This is a genomic window from Moorella sp. E306M, assembly GCF_006538385.1.
GTDB lineage: Bacteria > Bacillota > DSM-521 > Neomoorellales > Neomoorellaceae > Neomoorella.
In genome coordinates this window covers 2670266-2684478 of the sequence record NZ_BJKO01000001.1, presented here as the reverse complement: position 1 = coordinate 2684478, position 14213 = coordinate 2670266, and the positions used below count along the sequence as shown (strand labels likewise).

General features: G+C 56.3%; 23 protein-coding genes and 3 tRNA genes. 2 read left to right on the top strand and 24 right to left on the bottom strand.

Annotated elements, in window-relative coordinates:
- Positions 1 to 199: 199 nt before the first annotated feature.
- Entirely contained in the window at positions 200 to 874 is a 675-nt protein-coding gene (locus tag FLZ89_RS13880; RefSeq protein ID WP_141264601.1) for a hypothetical protein, read from the bottom strand.
- A gap of 154 nt (positions 875 to 1028) precedes the next feature.
- Between FLZ89_RS13880 and FLZ89_RS13875 the strand changes: the two genes are divergently transcribed.
- The gene (locus tag FLZ89_RS13875; protein ID WP_141264602.1) at positions 1029 to 1502 is read left to right on the top strand and encodes a hypothetical protein; all 474 of its coding nucleotides are present in this window, start codon (positions 1029 to 1031) and stop codon (positions 1500 to 1502) included.
- Between the two features lie 66 nt (positions 1503 to 1568).
- On the opposite strand, the gene FLZ89_RS13870 is transcribed toward FLZ89_RS13875, so the two are convergent.
- The 5 genes from FLZ89_RS13870 to FLZ89_RS13855 are packed head-to-tail and all read right to left on the bottom strand — an operon-like array spanning position 1569 to position 3181.
- Complete coding sequence (locus tag FLZ89_RS13870; RefSeq protein WP_141264603.1) at positions 1569 to 1748, bottom strand: hypothetical protein; 180 nt, start codon at positions 1746 to 1748, stop codon at positions 1569 to 1571.
- On the bottom strand, positions 1735 to 1965 hold the full coding sequence (locus tag FLZ89_RS13865; RefSeq protein ID WP_141264604.1) for a hypothetical protein: 231 nt from the start codon (positions 1963 to 1965) through the stop codon (positions 1735 to 1737). Before FLZ89_RS13865 ends, FLZ89_RS13870 begins: the two co-directional genes overlap by 14 nt.
- 52 nt (positions 1966 to 2017) lie before the next feature.
- Positions 2018 to 2665: a hypothetical protein gene (locus FLZ89_RS13860; RefSeq protein WP_141264605.1), complete on the bottom strand. Its 648-nt coding sequence runs from the start codon at positions 2663 to 2665 to the stop codon at positions 2018 to 2020.
- Positions 2666 to 2682: 17 nt separating this feature from the next.
- Positions 2683 to 2850 carry a hypothetical protein gene (locus tag FLZ89_RS15785; protein WP_172613634.1) on the bottom strand — a complete coding sequence of 56 codons (168 nt, stop codon included), beginning with the start codon at positions 2848 to 2850 and terminating at the stop codon, positions 2683 to 2685.
- Positions 2840 to 3181, bottom strand: a complete 342-nt coding sequence (locus tag FLZ89_RS13855; protein WP_141264606.1) for a hypothetical protein — start codon at positions 3179 to 3181, stop codon at positions 2840 to 2842. Before FLZ89_RS13855 ends, FLZ89_RS15785 begins: the two co-directional genes overlap by 11 nt.
- A gap of 128 nt (positions 3182 to 3309) precedes the next feature.
- On the opposite strand from FLZ89_RS13855, the gene FLZ89_RS15780 reads away from it, so the two are divergent.
- A complete protein-coding gene (locus tag FLZ89_RS15780) occupies positions 3310 to 3480 on the top strand; it encodes a hypothetical protein (RefSeq protein ID WP_172613633.1) in 171 nt (56 codons plus the stop codon).
- A gap of 40 nt (positions 3481 to 3520) precedes the next feature.
- Here FLZ89_RS15780 and FLZ89_RS16425 read toward each other — a convergent pair whose 3' ends face one another.
- The 18 genes from FLZ89_RS16425 to FLZ89_RS13765 all read right to left on the bottom strand — a co-directional run bounded on the left by FLZ89_RS16425 (position 3521) and on the right by FLZ89_RS13765 (position 14131).
- The gene (locus tag FLZ89_RS16425) at positions 3521 to 4222 is read right to left on the bottom strand and encodes a 3D domain-containing protein (RefSeq protein WP_141264607.1); all 702 of its coding nucleotides are present in this window, start codon (positions 4220 to 4222) and stop codon (positions 3521 to 3523) included.
- Positions 4223 to 4343: 121 nt separating this feature from the next.
- Entirely contained in the window at positions 4344 to 4982 is a 639-nt protein-coding gene (locus FLZ89_RS13845; protein ID WP_141264608.1) for an ATP-binding protein, read from the bottom strand.
- Positions 4972 to 5307 carry a hypothetical protein gene (locus FLZ89_RS13840; RefSeq protein ID WP_141264609.1) on the bottom strand — a complete coding sequence of 112 codons (336 nt, stop codon included), beginning with the start codon at positions 5305 to 5307 and terminating at the stop codon, positions 4972 to 4974. The genes FLZ89_RS13845 and FLZ89_RS13840 overlap by 11 nt, the downstream gene beginning before the upstream one ends.
- Complete coding sequence (locus FLZ89_RS13835; protein ID WP_141264610.1) at positions 5276 to 6739, bottom strand: ATP-binding protein; 1464 nt, start codon at positions 6737 to 6739, stop codon at positions 5276 to 5278. The genes FLZ89_RS13840 and FLZ89_RS13835 overlap by 32 nt, the downstream gene beginning before the upstream one ends.
- Before the next feature lie 23 nt (positions 6740 to 6762).
- Positions 6763 to 7029, bottom strand: a complete 267-nt coding sequence (locus FLZ89_RS13830; RefSeq protein ID WP_141264611.1) for a DUF3467 domain-containing protein — start codon at positions 7027 to 7029, stop codon at positions 6763 to 6765.
- A gap of 33 nt (positions 7030 to 7062) precedes the next feature.
- A complete protein-coding gene (locus tag FLZ89_RS13825; protein ID WP_141264612.1) occupies positions 7063 to 8559 on the bottom strand; it encodes a TROVE domain-containing protein in 1497 nt (498 codons plus the stop codon).
- A 123-nt stretch (positions 8560 to 8682) separates the two neighbouring features.
- Positions 8683 to 8758: transfer RNA gene (locus FLZ89_RS13820), tRNA-Ile, on the bottom strand.
- A gap of 535 nt (positions 8759 to 9293) precedes the next feature.
- Positions 9294 to 9368, bottom strand: a tRNA-Trp gene (locus FLZ89_RS13805).
- Positions 9369 to 9373: 5 nt separating this feature from the next.
- Positions 9374 to 9450 (bottom strand) — tRNA-Arg (locus FLZ89_RS13800).
- 37 nt (positions 9451 to 9487) lie between these two features.
- Positions 9488 to 10480 (bottom strand): metallophosphoesterase family protein, encoded by a 993-nt coding sequence (locus tag FLZ89_RS13795; RefSeq protein ID WP_141264613.1) that lies wholly within the window; start codon positions 10478 to 10480, stop codon positions 9488 to 9490.
- Between the two features lie 42 nt (positions 10481 to 10522).
- On the bottom strand, positions 10523 to 10825 hold the full coding sequence (locus FLZ89_RS13790; RefSeq protein WP_141264614.1) for a hypothetical protein: 303 nt from the start codon (positions 10823 to 10825) through the stop codon (positions 10523 to 10525).
- Between the two features lie 103 nt (positions 10826 to 10928).
- Positions 10929 to 11279: a hypothetical protein gene (locus tag FLZ89_RS13785; RefSeq protein ID WP_141264615.1), complete on the bottom strand. Its 351-nt coding sequence runs from the start codon at positions 11277 to 11279 to the stop codon at positions 10929 to 10931.
- The gene (locus FLZ89_RS15775) at positions 11263 to 11424 is read right to left on the bottom strand and encodes a hypothetical protein (RefSeq protein ID WP_172613632.1); all 162 of its coding nucleotides are present in this window, start codon (positions 11422 to 11424) and stop codon (positions 11263 to 11265) included. The genes FLZ89_RS13785 and FLZ89_RS15775 overlap by 17 nt, the downstream gene beginning before the upstream one ends.
- 678 nt (positions 11425 to 12102) lie before the next feature.
- Complete coding sequence (locus FLZ89_RS15770) at positions 12103 to 12246, bottom strand: hypothetical protein (protein WP_172613631.1); 144 nt, start codon at positions 12244 to 12246, stop codon at positions 12103 to 12105.
- 65 nt (positions 12247 to 12311) lie between these two features.
- On the bottom strand, positions 12312 to 12524 hold the full coding sequence (locus FLZ89_RS13780) for a hypothetical protein (protein WP_141264616.1): 213 nt from the start codon (positions 12522 to 12524) through the stop codon (positions 12312 to 12314).
- A gap of 15 nt (positions 12525 to 12539) precedes the next feature.
- A complete protein-coding gene (locus FLZ89_RS13775; RefSeq protein ID WP_141264617.1) occupies positions 12540 to 13115 on the bottom strand; it encodes a hypothetical protein in 576 nt (191 codons plus the stop codon).
- Positions 13102 to 13482, bottom strand: coding sequence for a hypothetical protein (locus FLZ89_RS13770; RefSeq protein ID WP_141264618.1), 381 nt, complete (start codon positions 13480 to 13482; stop codon positions 13102 to 13104). The genes FLZ89_RS13775 and FLZ89_RS13770 overlap by 14 nt, the downstream gene beginning before the upstream one ends.
- Before the next feature lie 19 nt (positions 13483 to 13501).
- Positions 13502 to 14131 (bottom strand): hypothetical protein, encoded by a 630-nt coding sequence (locus FLZ89_RS13765; RefSeq protein ID WP_141264619.1) that lies wholly within the window; start codon positions 14129 to 14131, stop codon positions 13502 to 13504.
- Between the last annotated feature and the right edge of the window lie 82 nt (positions 14132 to 14213).

Genomic DNA, 14213 nt, shown 5'->3' with positions numbered 1-14213 from the left:
AATAAATAACCTCCCTCGGTTTACATTTTAATATATTATATACGTTTTTGTCAACCGAAATACCATTACTAACAACAATAAAGCTCCCAGATCCGTGGTCACCTCACAGGTCCAGGAGCTTCAATCAAAAAAATATCTACCCATATTTTGTCATCGCAACCCGGACAATATACTCCACTTCCGTAGAAGATAGCATTTCTCAGGAACCGCCACCCTCACGCCCGGAGGCCAGGAGTTTCCAGGCGTCCCAATATTCGCTTTCTAACTTGCGGTCCAGCGGCAAGACGCCTTCCTCGAACCACCGGCAACCGCTACCGCGGCCGCCGAAAAACACGCAGGTCCCGTCGCGGACGAGGCAGAAATTCCGGCGGCCGTCTTCCCAGGCGGCCGTGAAATTGACACATTCCCGCGCCGCGAGGGCCCGGACCTTTCCCAGCGTCGTTTTGGGCAGCATAGAGGAAACGCCCCCGCCGGCTTCCGGCGGGGGACCGTTGCTGCCGCCGTCAACCGGCGGGGCGACCGCACCGTCTTCGCCGCCCACAGGGGCCACGCTCGCCGGCGGAGTTTTGCCGCCGCGGCGGTTTTTGGCCGCCTCCGGCACGCCGTTATCGCCGCCACCTCGTTCCCAACGCCGTCCTGAGTCTTTGACGGCCGCGTCGAACTTGTCTTTGACCGCCGGGTCCCAGAGATTATTGCACGTCCGCGTGTGCCATTCGCCCGCCCCGATGCCGCAGCCGGGGCAACGCGAGTAGGCCAGCTTCGCGTCCCATACGAAATGAAACGCCTGGCCGCAATAGGGACACCAGGCGTAGCCTTTTTTGATTTCGGGTTTAAAGCCTTCCGGCGGGAGGGTGATGGCGTTTGGATGCATCACGTTATCACCTGTTATCAAGATTCACTTTTTCTTTGTTATGTTTCGCAAAAAATTCTTTTGAGGCTCCCCCCTTGGTTATAAAAGCAGGAAAAATATAACTAATAAAGAAATTATCCATTGATATTGATGTATGTGAAATATGGGGGAAATAGTGGTGATTTGGACAATCATTGGAACGGTTTCTTCAATCATTTCTGCTATTGCAGCGATTGTCGCAGCATATTTTGCTTTTGTCTCACGTCCACGGAAGGTAAAAGGTGTAGCTGTAGGAATTGAATCGGTAAAGAAGTTGCCGCACAACTTTGAATGGGAAATAGAGTTCAGCGTTGGTAATCTAGACGACAACACTGTCTTGAACGATGCAATGGTGGTTATTAACATGGAAGGGTTAAATCCATTGAGAATCATACCCCAAAGTCATGGAGGATTATTGATGATGCCAAATATGGTTTTGGAAGCAAACTCCGTGAATTTCAGTATCGAAAAACTTAAACCAAGAACCAAGATAGCGGGAGCAGTTAAAATAAAGGCAGAACCAGCTTTGTACAATCTACCGTGGTATGGATATGGTGCTAACTTAAAAGAGATGAAAGGTAGTGTGGTATTGGATTTAATTAACAGTAGGTAGCATACATTTGTTCAAAAGCGAACTTCTCTATCAATTATAGAAAGCTCGACTTTAGACAAACTCATTTTATACCTTCTCACTAGGACGTCTCCCAATATAGAAAAATGGCGCAGGATCCGGAGGCTGTCTCATCTTTTTCCAACGTGCCAACGTATTCAATGTTAAATGCCATAAATGTCCTTTTACAAAGATAATCCTTCCTTTAGGAACTACAGACATTTCATCACCAACCTTAATTTTTTCCATCCAACACCATCCCCAGCGTCGCGTACAGCTTTTCCGCCGCCCTGAGAAGCATCGCCCGGTCTTCCGCCTCAACGCCCGGGTCGCAGACCAGCGGCAGCACCCGCTCGCATTCCCGGATGAGGTTGAAAGCGGCCAGGACGTCCGGCGTCCGCCGCCGCTCCAACGTTTGCCATTCGGGGGAGGGGTCGAGGTCGGAAAAGGTTATCTGCTCTAACATTTTGATAACTCTCCTTTCCAAAAGGCTTCCCTACCAACCGTTTTACAAAATTTTAGCATGAAAAATGAACAACAGCCTTTTTAATGGCTTCGGCCGCCTCCCGCGAAGACAAAATATCCTCTATACCTATACCATTTAATTGTGGTGCTATGTTGAAATCTACAGCATACAAATGACCCGCAGGAAGAAAATCGATGGCAAAAAGGGGGTATTTTATTGTGGGGTGATAACCGTCTTTTTCTTTACTTAAAATTTTAATCTCAACCTGACCGCAATTGGAACGCCAATCGTTACTACTAAAGTATTGAAGCCAAAAACGTTTATCCCCTACTTGCAAATACCGCCAACTATAACCGGCAAATGCTGGTAAAACTTGTATATATTCAATAGCTAAATGATCAGGATATTTTTCCAGAGCGTCCATGAGAGGCATCTTGATCTTTCCTTCTCCTCTGTGAGCCGTTTCGTCTAAATAAATTACGACGTCTGCTACTTGGGGATAGTTATCGATAAGCCTTGGCAAATCCTTAACTCTACCGAAAATTGGGACCCTCAGTCCCAAAGAACTCAGGTATTTAAGTGCTTCGCCCCGTTTCATACCGCTGTACGAAAACCGATTAAATGTTATACCTTCCAGATCAAACCAGTGATCATAGTAATCTACAAAATCGCTTAACAACTTAATTTTTACAAATTCCACCCTAATACCCCCTTGTTTCATCCGCTGTACCACTCGACAGCCAGCCGCTCTAATTGCCTGACGGCTTCGCGGTTGTCGAACGGAAAACAGGTCTTTTCCCAAACAAGAAATTCGATGGTAAAATCCGACACGTCCGGGAAAAGCTCGCGAGCTATTTCCCAGATATTATCTGATTTATATCGCATCACGCCGCGCCTCCTTTCCCGGAAAATAGAAAACAGGTTGAAAAGTGTCCAACCAAACTTCTCTGCCGCAATGCCAGCAGTATTCTTCTATTTCCCGCTCGGGACGTTTAGCCGTTGTTTTGATCAAACTGAAACATTCGGGACACGTGATTTCCCACTCTACGTTCAACCTGCCTTCGGCAGCCAGAGACAACAGAATTTCTTCTACCTCTTTTTTTGTAGCGCCCGGCACGGCTTTGCGCACGGCCGAGGGGCGGAAACCTGCGACAGCCGTCTTTTCTTTAGAACGGAGCCACGCTTCGATTTTCTCTTTTAGTTCTTCGTTACTCATTAGCCGAACACCACCTTCGCCAGACGGTCATCCGCTCCCCCACCGCGCCGCTGCGCCGCCTGAGACGCCGGGATCCGCACCACCGCCCCCTCGAGCACGTCGGCCCGCGAGACGCAGAAGGTAAAACCGTGAATGCCCTGCAGGGTAAGGTAGCTGTGCCCGACGTAAACCACCTCGCCGGCGGCGCCGTAACACGGTTTCGCTTCGTTGTCCGTGAGTTTTTTCGGCTAATCGACGCGGACCCAATCGCCGGGGCGGAAGCTGGAGAAAAATTCGCGGTCGCGAGGTATGGCATTTGAAATATCGATATATTTAGGCATAAGTCAACCAACTCCTAAATCAGTTTTTTCCAAATCGCTCGATCACTACTTTAACTTTCTTTACACCCCACCGCAGCGCCTCTTCCCGCGACGGGAAAAACAGGTCGACGCGGCGGCCTTTGATGGCCCCGCCGGTGTCTTCCGCCCTGGCCCAGCCGTAGCCCGGGACGTACATCTCGGAGCCGAGCGGTATCACCCTCGGGTCGACGGCGGCCACGCCCCTGCGGACTCTCGTTCCCGTCGCCGTGACGCCGTCTTCGGTGCCTTCCTCGCGGCTGGCCGAATAGCCCGTGGCCACTATTTCCATTTCCACCGGGCCGTCCCCCAATCCGCGGCCCGACGGCACGCCGCGGGAAGCGGCGGCTATGGCGACATGCTGGCCGTAGGCGTCGGCGTAATTGCGGCCGCCCGCCGGAGACGCTTCCGGCTTCCCGGCCTTTTCCGTGCCGCCCGTGCTCTCCGGGCGGTATCCCCCTTGTGCCGTTTCTCCCGCCCCACGCTGGCCGCAGGGAAAACTTTCGACGCTGACGACGGGCGAGCATGCCCCAGCACTGGGGCTGCCGACGAAAAACGAAGCATCGTATTGTTTTCCGCCGCCAGCCGAAAATAAAAGTGCCGCCGAAACGGCTAGGACGGCGATGCCTGCGATCTTCCGGCGTTTGGAATAGCCGCTGGTCCCCGGCCCGCTTCTTCGGGCCGGGGTTGGGTGGCTGTCCAGCATTTCCTCACTCCTTAAAAAACGGGTAAGACGGGTAAGGTCCTTGATTTTATTGGGTTTTTTAACGGGTAAGGAACGGGTAAGGAACGGGTAAGACGGGTAAGATCTTTGATTTTGCTATCCTTCAAACCGCCCTTACCCTGCTCTCGCCGCCCTCGATCTCCACCCGGAAAGTCCGGTCCGCCGCCTCGGCCACCCGCGGGTCGTGGGTCACGACGATAAACTGGCGTCCAGTCTCGTCCGCGATGGCTTTCAGCAATTGCCCCAGCGCCCGGCTGTAGCCTTCGGACAGGTGCTTGCCCGGCTCGTCCAGCACGACCGGCGCGCCGGGCGGCGTAACGGCGGCGGCCACGGCCGCCCGCAGCGCCAGGGACGCCACGTCGACCACGCCCCCGCCGCGGGCGTCCAGGACGGGCGTCTTTAGCGTGTCTCCGCCGTACTCGGACACAATGTAAAACTCGGCTTCCGGGCGGCCGCGCCGGTCGCCCACCTCGACGGCGAAAGAAACGCCGGGGCCGAAGACCGCACGGAGGGCGGACGTGACGGCCCGCTCCAGCCGCGCCCGGGCGTTCTCCCGGGCCGCCGCCGAAGCGGCGTAGAAGACGCGGGCCGCCGCTTCCACGGTCTCGGCCTTGCGCCGCGTCTCCTGAAGCCTCGCTTCCCGTTCCGCCTTTAGTTCCAGCAATTGGTCGCGCCGCCCCCGCCGCCGCTCGTACTCGGCGCGGACGGCTTCGAGGAGGGTGACCACGTCGTTAACTGGCATTATTTAACAGCTCCTCAAAGGGCCGGAGCAGTTCTTCCGCCCTGGCCAGGTTTTCGTCGATCTCGGCCTCCAGCCTTTCGATCTCGGCGTCGACGTTTTCAGGCTCGACGCCCATCTCCCGGATCTGGGCCTCGATCTCGGCTTTACGCTTCAGCGCCATCTCCCGCCGGGCTTCGGCCGCGGCGCGGGCGCGCTTTGCTTCTTCGAGCCGTTCCCGGAGCCGGGCCACCCTGGCCTCGACGTTGCCCGGCCCGGCCTTTGGGGGTACAGGAGAAGCCGGATTGACGGATGTTTTAGCGGTCGACAAAGTTTTTAATGATGCCATCGATTTCGCCCCTTTCAATCGTTCTGAAGCACACCGGGCACCGGCCCAGTTCGGCCAGGGCCGCCGCCAGGTCTTCCGTGGCCCGCCCCGCCAGGGACGCGGCTTTTTCCACCTCGCTTTGGGCTTCCGACGCTTCCCATACCGCCGCGGCGGACCCCTTGACTAAAGCGTAGAGGGAATCCAGGCGGCGAAGAGTCTTCAACGTGCCGTCCAGGAGCTCGCCGGCCTCCCGTAGCCCTTTGGTTGCTTCTGCCGCCCGTTCCGCGGACGACAATTCGCGGGACGCCTCCTTGACGGAGGCCGCCAGGGAGCGCAATACGCCCAGCCGGGACAGAGTTTCAGCCGCCGCCGCAAGCGCCCGCCCGGCCTCACCGGCCCCGGACGTAGCCCGCAGCCGCGCTTCGGCCGCCGCGAGTTCGGCCGCCGCGTCCCGCCGCCCGCGCCGCAATTCTTCCAGCCGCTTCATCCGGGCAAGGGCTTCCGCGGCGTCCCCGCACGTCCGGGCGGCTTCTCCCACGCGGAGCGTCCGCTCGAGGACCGCTTCAGATTCTCCTAACGCGGCCTCGTTCTCCATGTATGCCGCCCGTAAAGCCTTCAATGCCTTAAGATGCGCGGTCTTGCCCCCCATAGCCACTACTATCACGGCGGCCACGCCCACCCCCGCGGCGGCGTCCAGGACGGCTTCCGCAGCGACGATTTCCGTCAGGGCGTCCCGCCGGGCGGCGGCCAGGGCGAGGAGCCTTTCTTTGCGTGCCTCCGCCCGCCGGGCCGCGTCCAGAGCGGCCCCGGCCCCGGCTAAGGCTTCCTCCCACGCCGGAAGGTCGGCGAATTCTTCCAGCTGGCGACCGAAAGCGGCGATCTCTTCTTCCAGCGACCGTGCCTCTCGTTTAAGCCTCGCGGCGTCGGCGTTGGCGTCCCGCAGTGCGGCGTCGAACGTTTCCGCCCGCGAGACCAGCCCGACGACCGCCGCGGCGGTGGCCGGGGATTCCCCGATGACGAACGGCGGGTCCATCTGGTTGGCCAGAGACGGCGTGAGGGTCACGCCGTTCGCCTCGACCCGGACCGCCCCGGCGGCCCGCGCCGCCTCTTCAGGGACCGCGCTTCCGAAGCCCTCGTAGACCTCTTCCCGACCACCGGGGGTGACGACGCGGTACAGGTTGCGGCTTCCCTCGCGGGCACGCTCCACCGTTACAACCCCTTCATCGGTAGACGCGGTTCCGTCACCGAGCTCGGCCCGCACCCGGCAATTGCGGGTGCCGCGGCGGACGAAGCCGTCGCCCCGCGGCTCGTTGAACCAGAGCCAGCGGAGGGCGCGGACAACGGCCGACTTGCCGGAATCGGTCTCGCCGAGGATAACGTTCACGCCGGGGGAAAGGTTTAGTTCGGTATGGGAATGGGATTGGAAGTTTTCGATTGTGAGTTTGCGGATCATGGGCAGAACCCCACTTGCCGTAATTATTGAAGTTGTTTCGAGTTTATTTCGTCTTGCTGTTTCCCATTTTCTGTATACAATTCCGGAAGCTCACCAAACCTGGCTTCGTACTCTTTGACCTGGTGGCTTAAAGCTGTCGCGAATAGTTTTGCCGCCTGGGGGGAAAGGTGTACCTCATATTCGTTTACAACCTTTCCTTCAACGTCGAACATCTGAAAGTTAATCGCAAAATCCAATGCTCCGCTACGGATCTGCATCAAGTTGGCGTATACATACGTCTTTTCAGGCATTAAATGTTTCCGCCTTTCTTAAAATTTTTTTTTCTAAATAGCCGTTTTATTAACCATGTCCAACATGCCCCCGTACCCCTGGACCGCGAAAGAAATATATTGCAAAACCGTGTCGGACCAACCGTAAACGTAAAACGTCAACGGGTCGACCGGCGGTACCAGAGCGGACCTGTAGGGCGCCACGTCTATAACGAAAACCTTGACCCGATCGTTCACCTTCTGTCGGTATTTAACAAGCGCTTTATAAATGGGACCGCCAACGTTCTGCTGCTCATCAGTGATGACGATTATATTGTCGACGAACACCCTTCTCTCGACCAACCGCCGCACCGGCGCGGCCACGTCCGTGCCGCCGGAGGCCCGGAACTTGCTCGCCTGGGAGAGGATAGAATCGTGTATCGAGATATCTTCTTCCTCCACCCTGGTATTGAATGTCCAGAAAATGGAATTACCCCCGGTCTTCTTATAGAGAGCAAGGGCGAAAACGCTCCCGATAAGCAGGTATTCCCCGGCCATCGACCCGGACTTGTCCAGGAAGACCGCCGTCTTTCCGGGGATCTCCGGGAGGTTGCCGAACGTCGCTTCGACCGCTTCCCGCAAAACGTCTTTCAGCCAGGGTTGCTTGACTTCTCGGAACGCCTTGAGGAAGCGGAAAGGCAAAATTTTGGCCCTGCGCAGGGCTTCCCTGTCGGTCAGCCGTGCAGAAATATATTCCCTATACTCGTCCAGCACGCCGTGGCACTCCAGCGTGTTCAAATTCCGCAGAAGCGCAAAGGCGGGCAATTGCGGCACGAGGGCACGCCAGCATTCTTTGTCCAGGCCGCCGACCCCGGTGACGGCCTCGTGCGGCAAGCGGCCTTCCCCGATCAGCCGCGCCCGCTCTTCGGGCGTCTGTGCCCGCTTCAACGCCTCGAACGCCGCGACCTGGGGGAGCAGGGAGGCGTCGCAGTCCCGCCCGGCCAGGTAGGCGAACAGGGCGGATTGCTTCGCCCCGGCGGGCGCCGGGTGGACGGTCCGCACGACGTCGCCCAGGGAATAGCCCCGCCCGCGGCCGTTGTATTTCACGGCCCAGTATTCGGAGAGCTTGTTATTGAGCCACCGGGCCGTGGCCCGCTTGATAGCCCGGCCGCCCTGGCCGCGGCCTATAGACTTAAGGACGGTGAAGAAATCCTGGAGGTCGGACGGGATCAGGATTACCCGGTCGAACACGCGGGCGAACAGGTCAGGCCGCACGCCCGCCAGCTTGGCCAGGCCGAACACCGGCTGGAGCCGCATGAAGCCTTCGTTGCGGGCGAAGACCAATGCCTTTGCCGCAAACTCTGGGTCTTTTTCGAGCATGGCGGCGTGGACCTGCTCCGCTTCCTGGAGGAGCTGGTCGCTGGTGGCGTAATATGTATTGCCCAGGGTGTTGGTGAGGAGCACTTGCAAATACTGCTCTTCGAGCGGCCGTTCGTAGGCTATGTAGCCTTCGCGGTTGACCGTAGTCGGACAGGGGACGGAAGGGTTGAAAATGGAGGTAGCACGGGACATGATAAACACCTCCTGTTAAACTATGTATTTGCGAGGAATAGTCGCGGCAGGAACCATGTACAGCAAACCTCAACCTGTATGCGAAGCATCCCGCCGTCGGCGCCTCGCATTATTAACTTTTATTGGTGGGCCCGCCCGGATTTGAACCGGGAACCGTCCGGTTATGAGCCGGCCGCTCCAGCCGTTGAGCTACGGGCCCTCTATGGCAGGGGTAGCAGGATTCGAACCTGCAACCTCCCGGTTAACAGCCGGTCGCTCTACCGTTAGAGCTACTCTCCTGTTTATATCATTTTTTCATACTTTACATCTTTCATTATATCATTCTTTCATTCCATGTCAAGTCATAACCAAAAAAAATAAAGCGAGGGAAACCGATACAGGTTTTGCCAAACGACTTACCAGGTCGGAGCAACCCGTATCTGCGCCTCGCTTTATCTTCAAAATGATCACGGCGGAGAAAATGAGGGCAAGGTTTCGTCTGATTTCAAGTCAGATTCCGTATCGGAGTACCCCTGCCCGGCGCCCCGCCGTGATAAATTCTTACTTCGTGGGGAAAAAGCGGCGAGGATTATACGCTGAGGGACTCGAACCCCCAATAGTCTGATCCTAAGTCAGATGCCTTACCGTTAGGCGAAGCAACCCCGCCAAGCGCCCCACGAAAAATAACTTTCGTCATGTATTCCTATTTTACTATATTTAGATTATGAAAAACAATTCTTCTGTCATCGATACTCTGGCAGAGCGGGCGGGACTCGAACCCGCGTCGCCGGATTTGGAGTCCGGAATTCTGGCCACTGAACTACCGCCCCACGAATGGCAGGGGTGGCAGGACTCGAACCTGCAACCTGCCGGGTAGAAGCCGGACGCTCTGTCCGATTGAGCTACACCCCCAATAGGTTAAGAGTTACAAAGAAATGTTTACTCGCCGTCATAACCCCGCCATCGCCTCCTGGAATCTCCACCAGACCTCCGCCTCGACTTCCGGCCCTACGCCCATGCGGGCCATCGTCTCCCGCAGGACCTCTTCCGGATCGACGCCGTGGGACCCACCGCCGAACGCTTCCAGGCTCGCCAGGAATTCCGCCCGCGCCTCTTCCCTGGCGCGGTCGGCGTCCAGCCTGGCCGTGTCTAACACTTCCTCGCCGGGCCGGGCTGAGGAAAGCAGTATGTACCTGTGCCGTATCCCGTCCCGGCAGGCCTCGATGACCATTACTTGAGGCCGCCGGGCGAGTTCCCGTGCCTCAGACGTGACCCGCACCAGCGCGCCGGGGTTGACGGCCACCCTGCCGCCCGCACAAACCTCCCACGGCGAATGGTAGTGCCCGGCCAGGATGTAGTCGGCGCCCGTGACGGCGAGGACGTCTTCCGCCGCCGTTGCCGCCGGGAGAAATGGGGCGGACGAAATCTCCGCCCGCGGCAAAAGCATCCCGTGGACTACGTGGACAGCGTAGTCGCAGCCGTCCGCGGCGGCCGGGGGCACGGCGTAGTCCTCGGCCGGGCCGCGGCGGTCCATCTCGGGGTGGAACCCCTGGCCGGTGAGGCGGACGCGGACGCCACCGCCCTCGATAATTACGGGCTCCCGGCCGAGTATCTGCACTACGCCCACCCGCGCCAGCAGCCCCAGAAGCGTCCGGGGTAGCGTCGAGGGGTTGTGGCCGTAGATGTCGTGGTTGCCGGGCACGACGAACACGGGCACGTGCAGCTTGCTTAAAATTTCCAGGTATTCGCCGACCTGACCGACGCCCGGCTCCGGGAGGTCGAAGAGGTCGCCGCCGTGTACGACCGCGGCGGCGTTTAAGAATTCGGCGAGACCCACCACTTCCGCCAGCTTGGCCTTGACGGCGGCGGCGAAATCGTCCGTCCGGGACGCAGGGGCGGTTCCCCGGAGGTGGGTGTCGGTGAGGTAGAGAAGTTTTAACATGACGCTGTAAATTCCTTTCTAGAATAGAAGTTTGAATATTTATCACTTTTTATTCAGCAATCCCATCTCGTATAACCTTTTCGCAGTTTTATGATCTACCAGGCAATCTTTAAAAGTATTTGCTTTATCGCTTACCGGAGAACCCGGCTTGTACCAGCCTGTCTTTTTCTCCTCATCGGTAAGAATTCTGGCCTCGTCGTCAAACGGGCCTATTTCGCTCGCGCCGCAATTGGGACAATAATATGGCCCGCATTGCTGGTATCCAACCCCTACGTCGACCCAGTCCGCTTCGCATTCTGTACCGCAATAAGGGCACGGGCGAGTTGGGGTATCATACGCGCCCATGGGGCATCCCCTTTCCTTTATTATTTGAATCATTATTTTCGCTAAAATTTTTTTCAACCCAGACAGGAAAAAAATACCGCCTTATTTAAAGTCCCCGTCTATTCTAAGCCTGCTCACGCCGAGCATTTTCGTTAACAGCCGTTACCAGATCGTCGATCATTTTGACCAAGTTTTGATTCTCGCTCTCGTAATAAACATTTCTAAAAATTTTTTTAACCCATTTGGGGAAAAATATTACCTTAAAGAATTCATGATAGTTAGGATCAGCATCTAATTCGGGCAGATCATTAACGACGACGATAAAATGATCTTCCCATCCAGGCTTCAAAATTCGTTGGTTTTTAATAATGGCCGCATACAAATCCCCTTTCCACAATCTAGCGTCGCCAATTTCAACACGGCCGCCTGCGTACCATTTACCGGTGAGCTTATAAAAATCAACCTGAACTTCCACATCGTTCAACCCCTTTCAACCCTTTTACGTCAATCCGCAATACATTGTTAACCCAATACGCCGTAACTTCTGTGCCCTGCCACTCAAATTCCACTTTCTTAGCCCCGTCTTTGAGCAGGTTAATGGCTTGATCGATAATTGTCATTTCGTCTCTCTCCCATTTCTAAATATGTAGCGGGGCGGGCAGGAATCGAACCTGCGTAAACCTTATCAGGTTTCCCCGTGCCGTTACCTTCCGCGACGAGCATGCATCTTCGCGGAATGACCCGGGTCTCGCGGACCCTCGAGGACGCCCGCAAGCGTGACCAGCCACGCCGCCGCCCCACAAATGGACAACCCAAAGTTATCTTGCAATTAGACGCACCCTCGCATCCGGCATATCTTCCAGAAATTCGACGAATTTCTCCAAAGGCAAATCGTCCAAATCATCAATTCCAAAATATCTGCAGGCACCGCCCGACAAACGGTAGATTAACTAAGTTCAGCTTTAACGAACGGAAGCATTAATTTCCCCTCTCCTTTATCCTATTTTAACTATTCCAAGGCATAGGTACCCCGCTATACATATAACAACAATACTCGCTGCAAAAAGGCTCAATTCCAATCTCTTCTATTTCCCGGGCCTTATCTTCGGGTATTTCCTTGCCGCAATACAGACATTTTAACATGACAAACCACTTCCCACATTTTTTTTTGCTTTTGCCGCCCCGCCGCCTAGCCGCGCCTTCCCCTAACGCGGCCCCTGCCAGGACTCATACCCGGTTTAACCACCCACAAAGTCGCAAACGGGGTAGCAAAAAGCAAATTTATTCCAATAACCAGCTTATGCCTTTTCGATTTCGAGAACCCAACAGAGATTTCCGTCTGTAGCTTCTCTAGCCTTCCGGTTAAGATCTTCTAATTCGGCGATATCGTTGATTTCACGACTTTCAAAGTTCTCCGTGCCATCAGTTAAAACCACTTTCATCGGCACCCTCTCCTTTTATTATTTCATTCTATCATATATTCATTATATCATTCTTTCATTCGCTGTCAAGATCCCGCCGCCACTTTTTCAGCCGCTTTTCGTTCAGCATACGCCTTGACCGCCTCTTCCGCTCTCCTGACTTCTTCCTTGTCCGTGGTGAACGCCCAGCAGCCCCCTTCTTCCCAAATTTTAGAAGGATACTGGATGACCGGGCACCTCTTCTCCCCTCCCCTGCGGGCACATGGGAGGCATTTGAGGTGGATTATTTCGGAAGCCATAATTCCAACATCCTTTCAACATAAAAATTCAAACCGCGCCAAAACCTGAGTGCCGCCGCAGCAGACCAGGAAGACCACCCGCTCGCACAGGTCGATTTCCGGGCTGCCGTAAGTTTCGTGAAACCATTCCATCACGGGCTGCGGCGTGCCGCAGGCGGGGCAGCGGTCGTGCTTGACTCTGGCCAGCGGCACGACGGGCACGCAGAGGTGGGCGCCTTCCAGCAGGACGGTCTCCCGGTGAAATTCCGCGGGGACCACGTAGGCCCAATCGGAACGAAAGCCGTCTTTATCACGGCGGCGGATAAACGGCAGGTCTTTGGAATAGTCCTCCACGTCCGGCGACAAGAAATGAAGAGTCCCGTCTTTGTCCCGGTGGAAATCCCGGTACGGCGGCTTCCAGCCGAACCCGCCGCTGTACGTCACCACCTCGCCGGTGCGGAGCAAACGCAAAACCCTGCCGAGGAAATCGAGGTCGTCCAGACGCCGTTCCAACGTACAGACTCTTTCTTTCGCTTCAGACAGGGCGCCGCAGGTCTCTTCGCGTTGTTTTTCCAGCCAGGCAGGGTCGGCGACAAAATCAAGAAGGGACACCGAGGTCGCTCTCTCCTTTCCGCTCTTTCTTTTTTACCTCTACCAGGCCCCAGGCACGGCAAAGGGCTTTCCCGACCGCCCGCTTCCACCAAGGGGCGTCTACCCGTTCCAACTCGCTCCCGGGGAACACCCAGAAAGAAATGCCTTTGCCGCGCAATTCTTCGAACAAAGCCTGGACCGCTTCCTTTTTGTCCTGGCGAAATTCCAGGCCGGATGAAAAACGGGGCTGGAGGATTATCTTATACCACCCTTCTGGCACGCGCTGCAGGAAGGCTACCCCGTCGTCCAGAGGGAACACCGCCACCTCGCCGCGGTCGAGGTGGTAGAAAAGCTGGGTAGGTGTGGTGATTTTAGACCAGTCGGGCATGGAAGACACCGCCTTTTATTCAGAAAGTGAACCCTTCCGGCATCCACACGCCGACGCCTTTAGTTGGCGGGACGTAGACGGGCAGCATGTCCCATATCTCTTTCCGTGCCCGGTGATAAAACCCGGAAAGGACGCGGGACGGCGGTTTTTCTCCCGTCAAAAACCTCCAGCGGTTCGTCAGAGACTTCGCCACCGCGGCGGCGAACCACGACTCGGCCGGGTTCCAGAAGGGTTTCCCACCGTCCCGGAAAGCCAGTTTAGCCGCCAGCACGGGCGACGCCGTCTGGTACGCCGCCCGGTCCGACAGGGCTTCTTCCACGACCGCAGAGACGCGGAACGCCGTGCCGGCTATCTTAAGCTCACGGCTCTTCCGCAAGGAAGCCGCGACCTGTTCTAAGACGGACGTGAGGGCGGAAGAGAACCGGAAAGCCCACGCGCCGTTGCCTGAAGCCGCACCGTCTCGCCCGGATACGGGGTCGAGAGGCGTGAGGGCAAACGAGAACAGGCTGTATCTGGCCGAATGGATCTTTCCGCCGTCGTCGATAAAGCTGTAAATCAAAGGCTGCATGTAGTCGCGCCATTCCCAGGGGATCTCCGCCCCCGGGTCTGAAAGCAAAAACGCCATTATGCGGTAAGAAGGCAGATCCATTGGGGTCAACTCCGAAATTGAGGTTTAATCATTCTTTCATACTCTCATTTTATCATTATTTCATTCGCTGTCAAGATCTTTT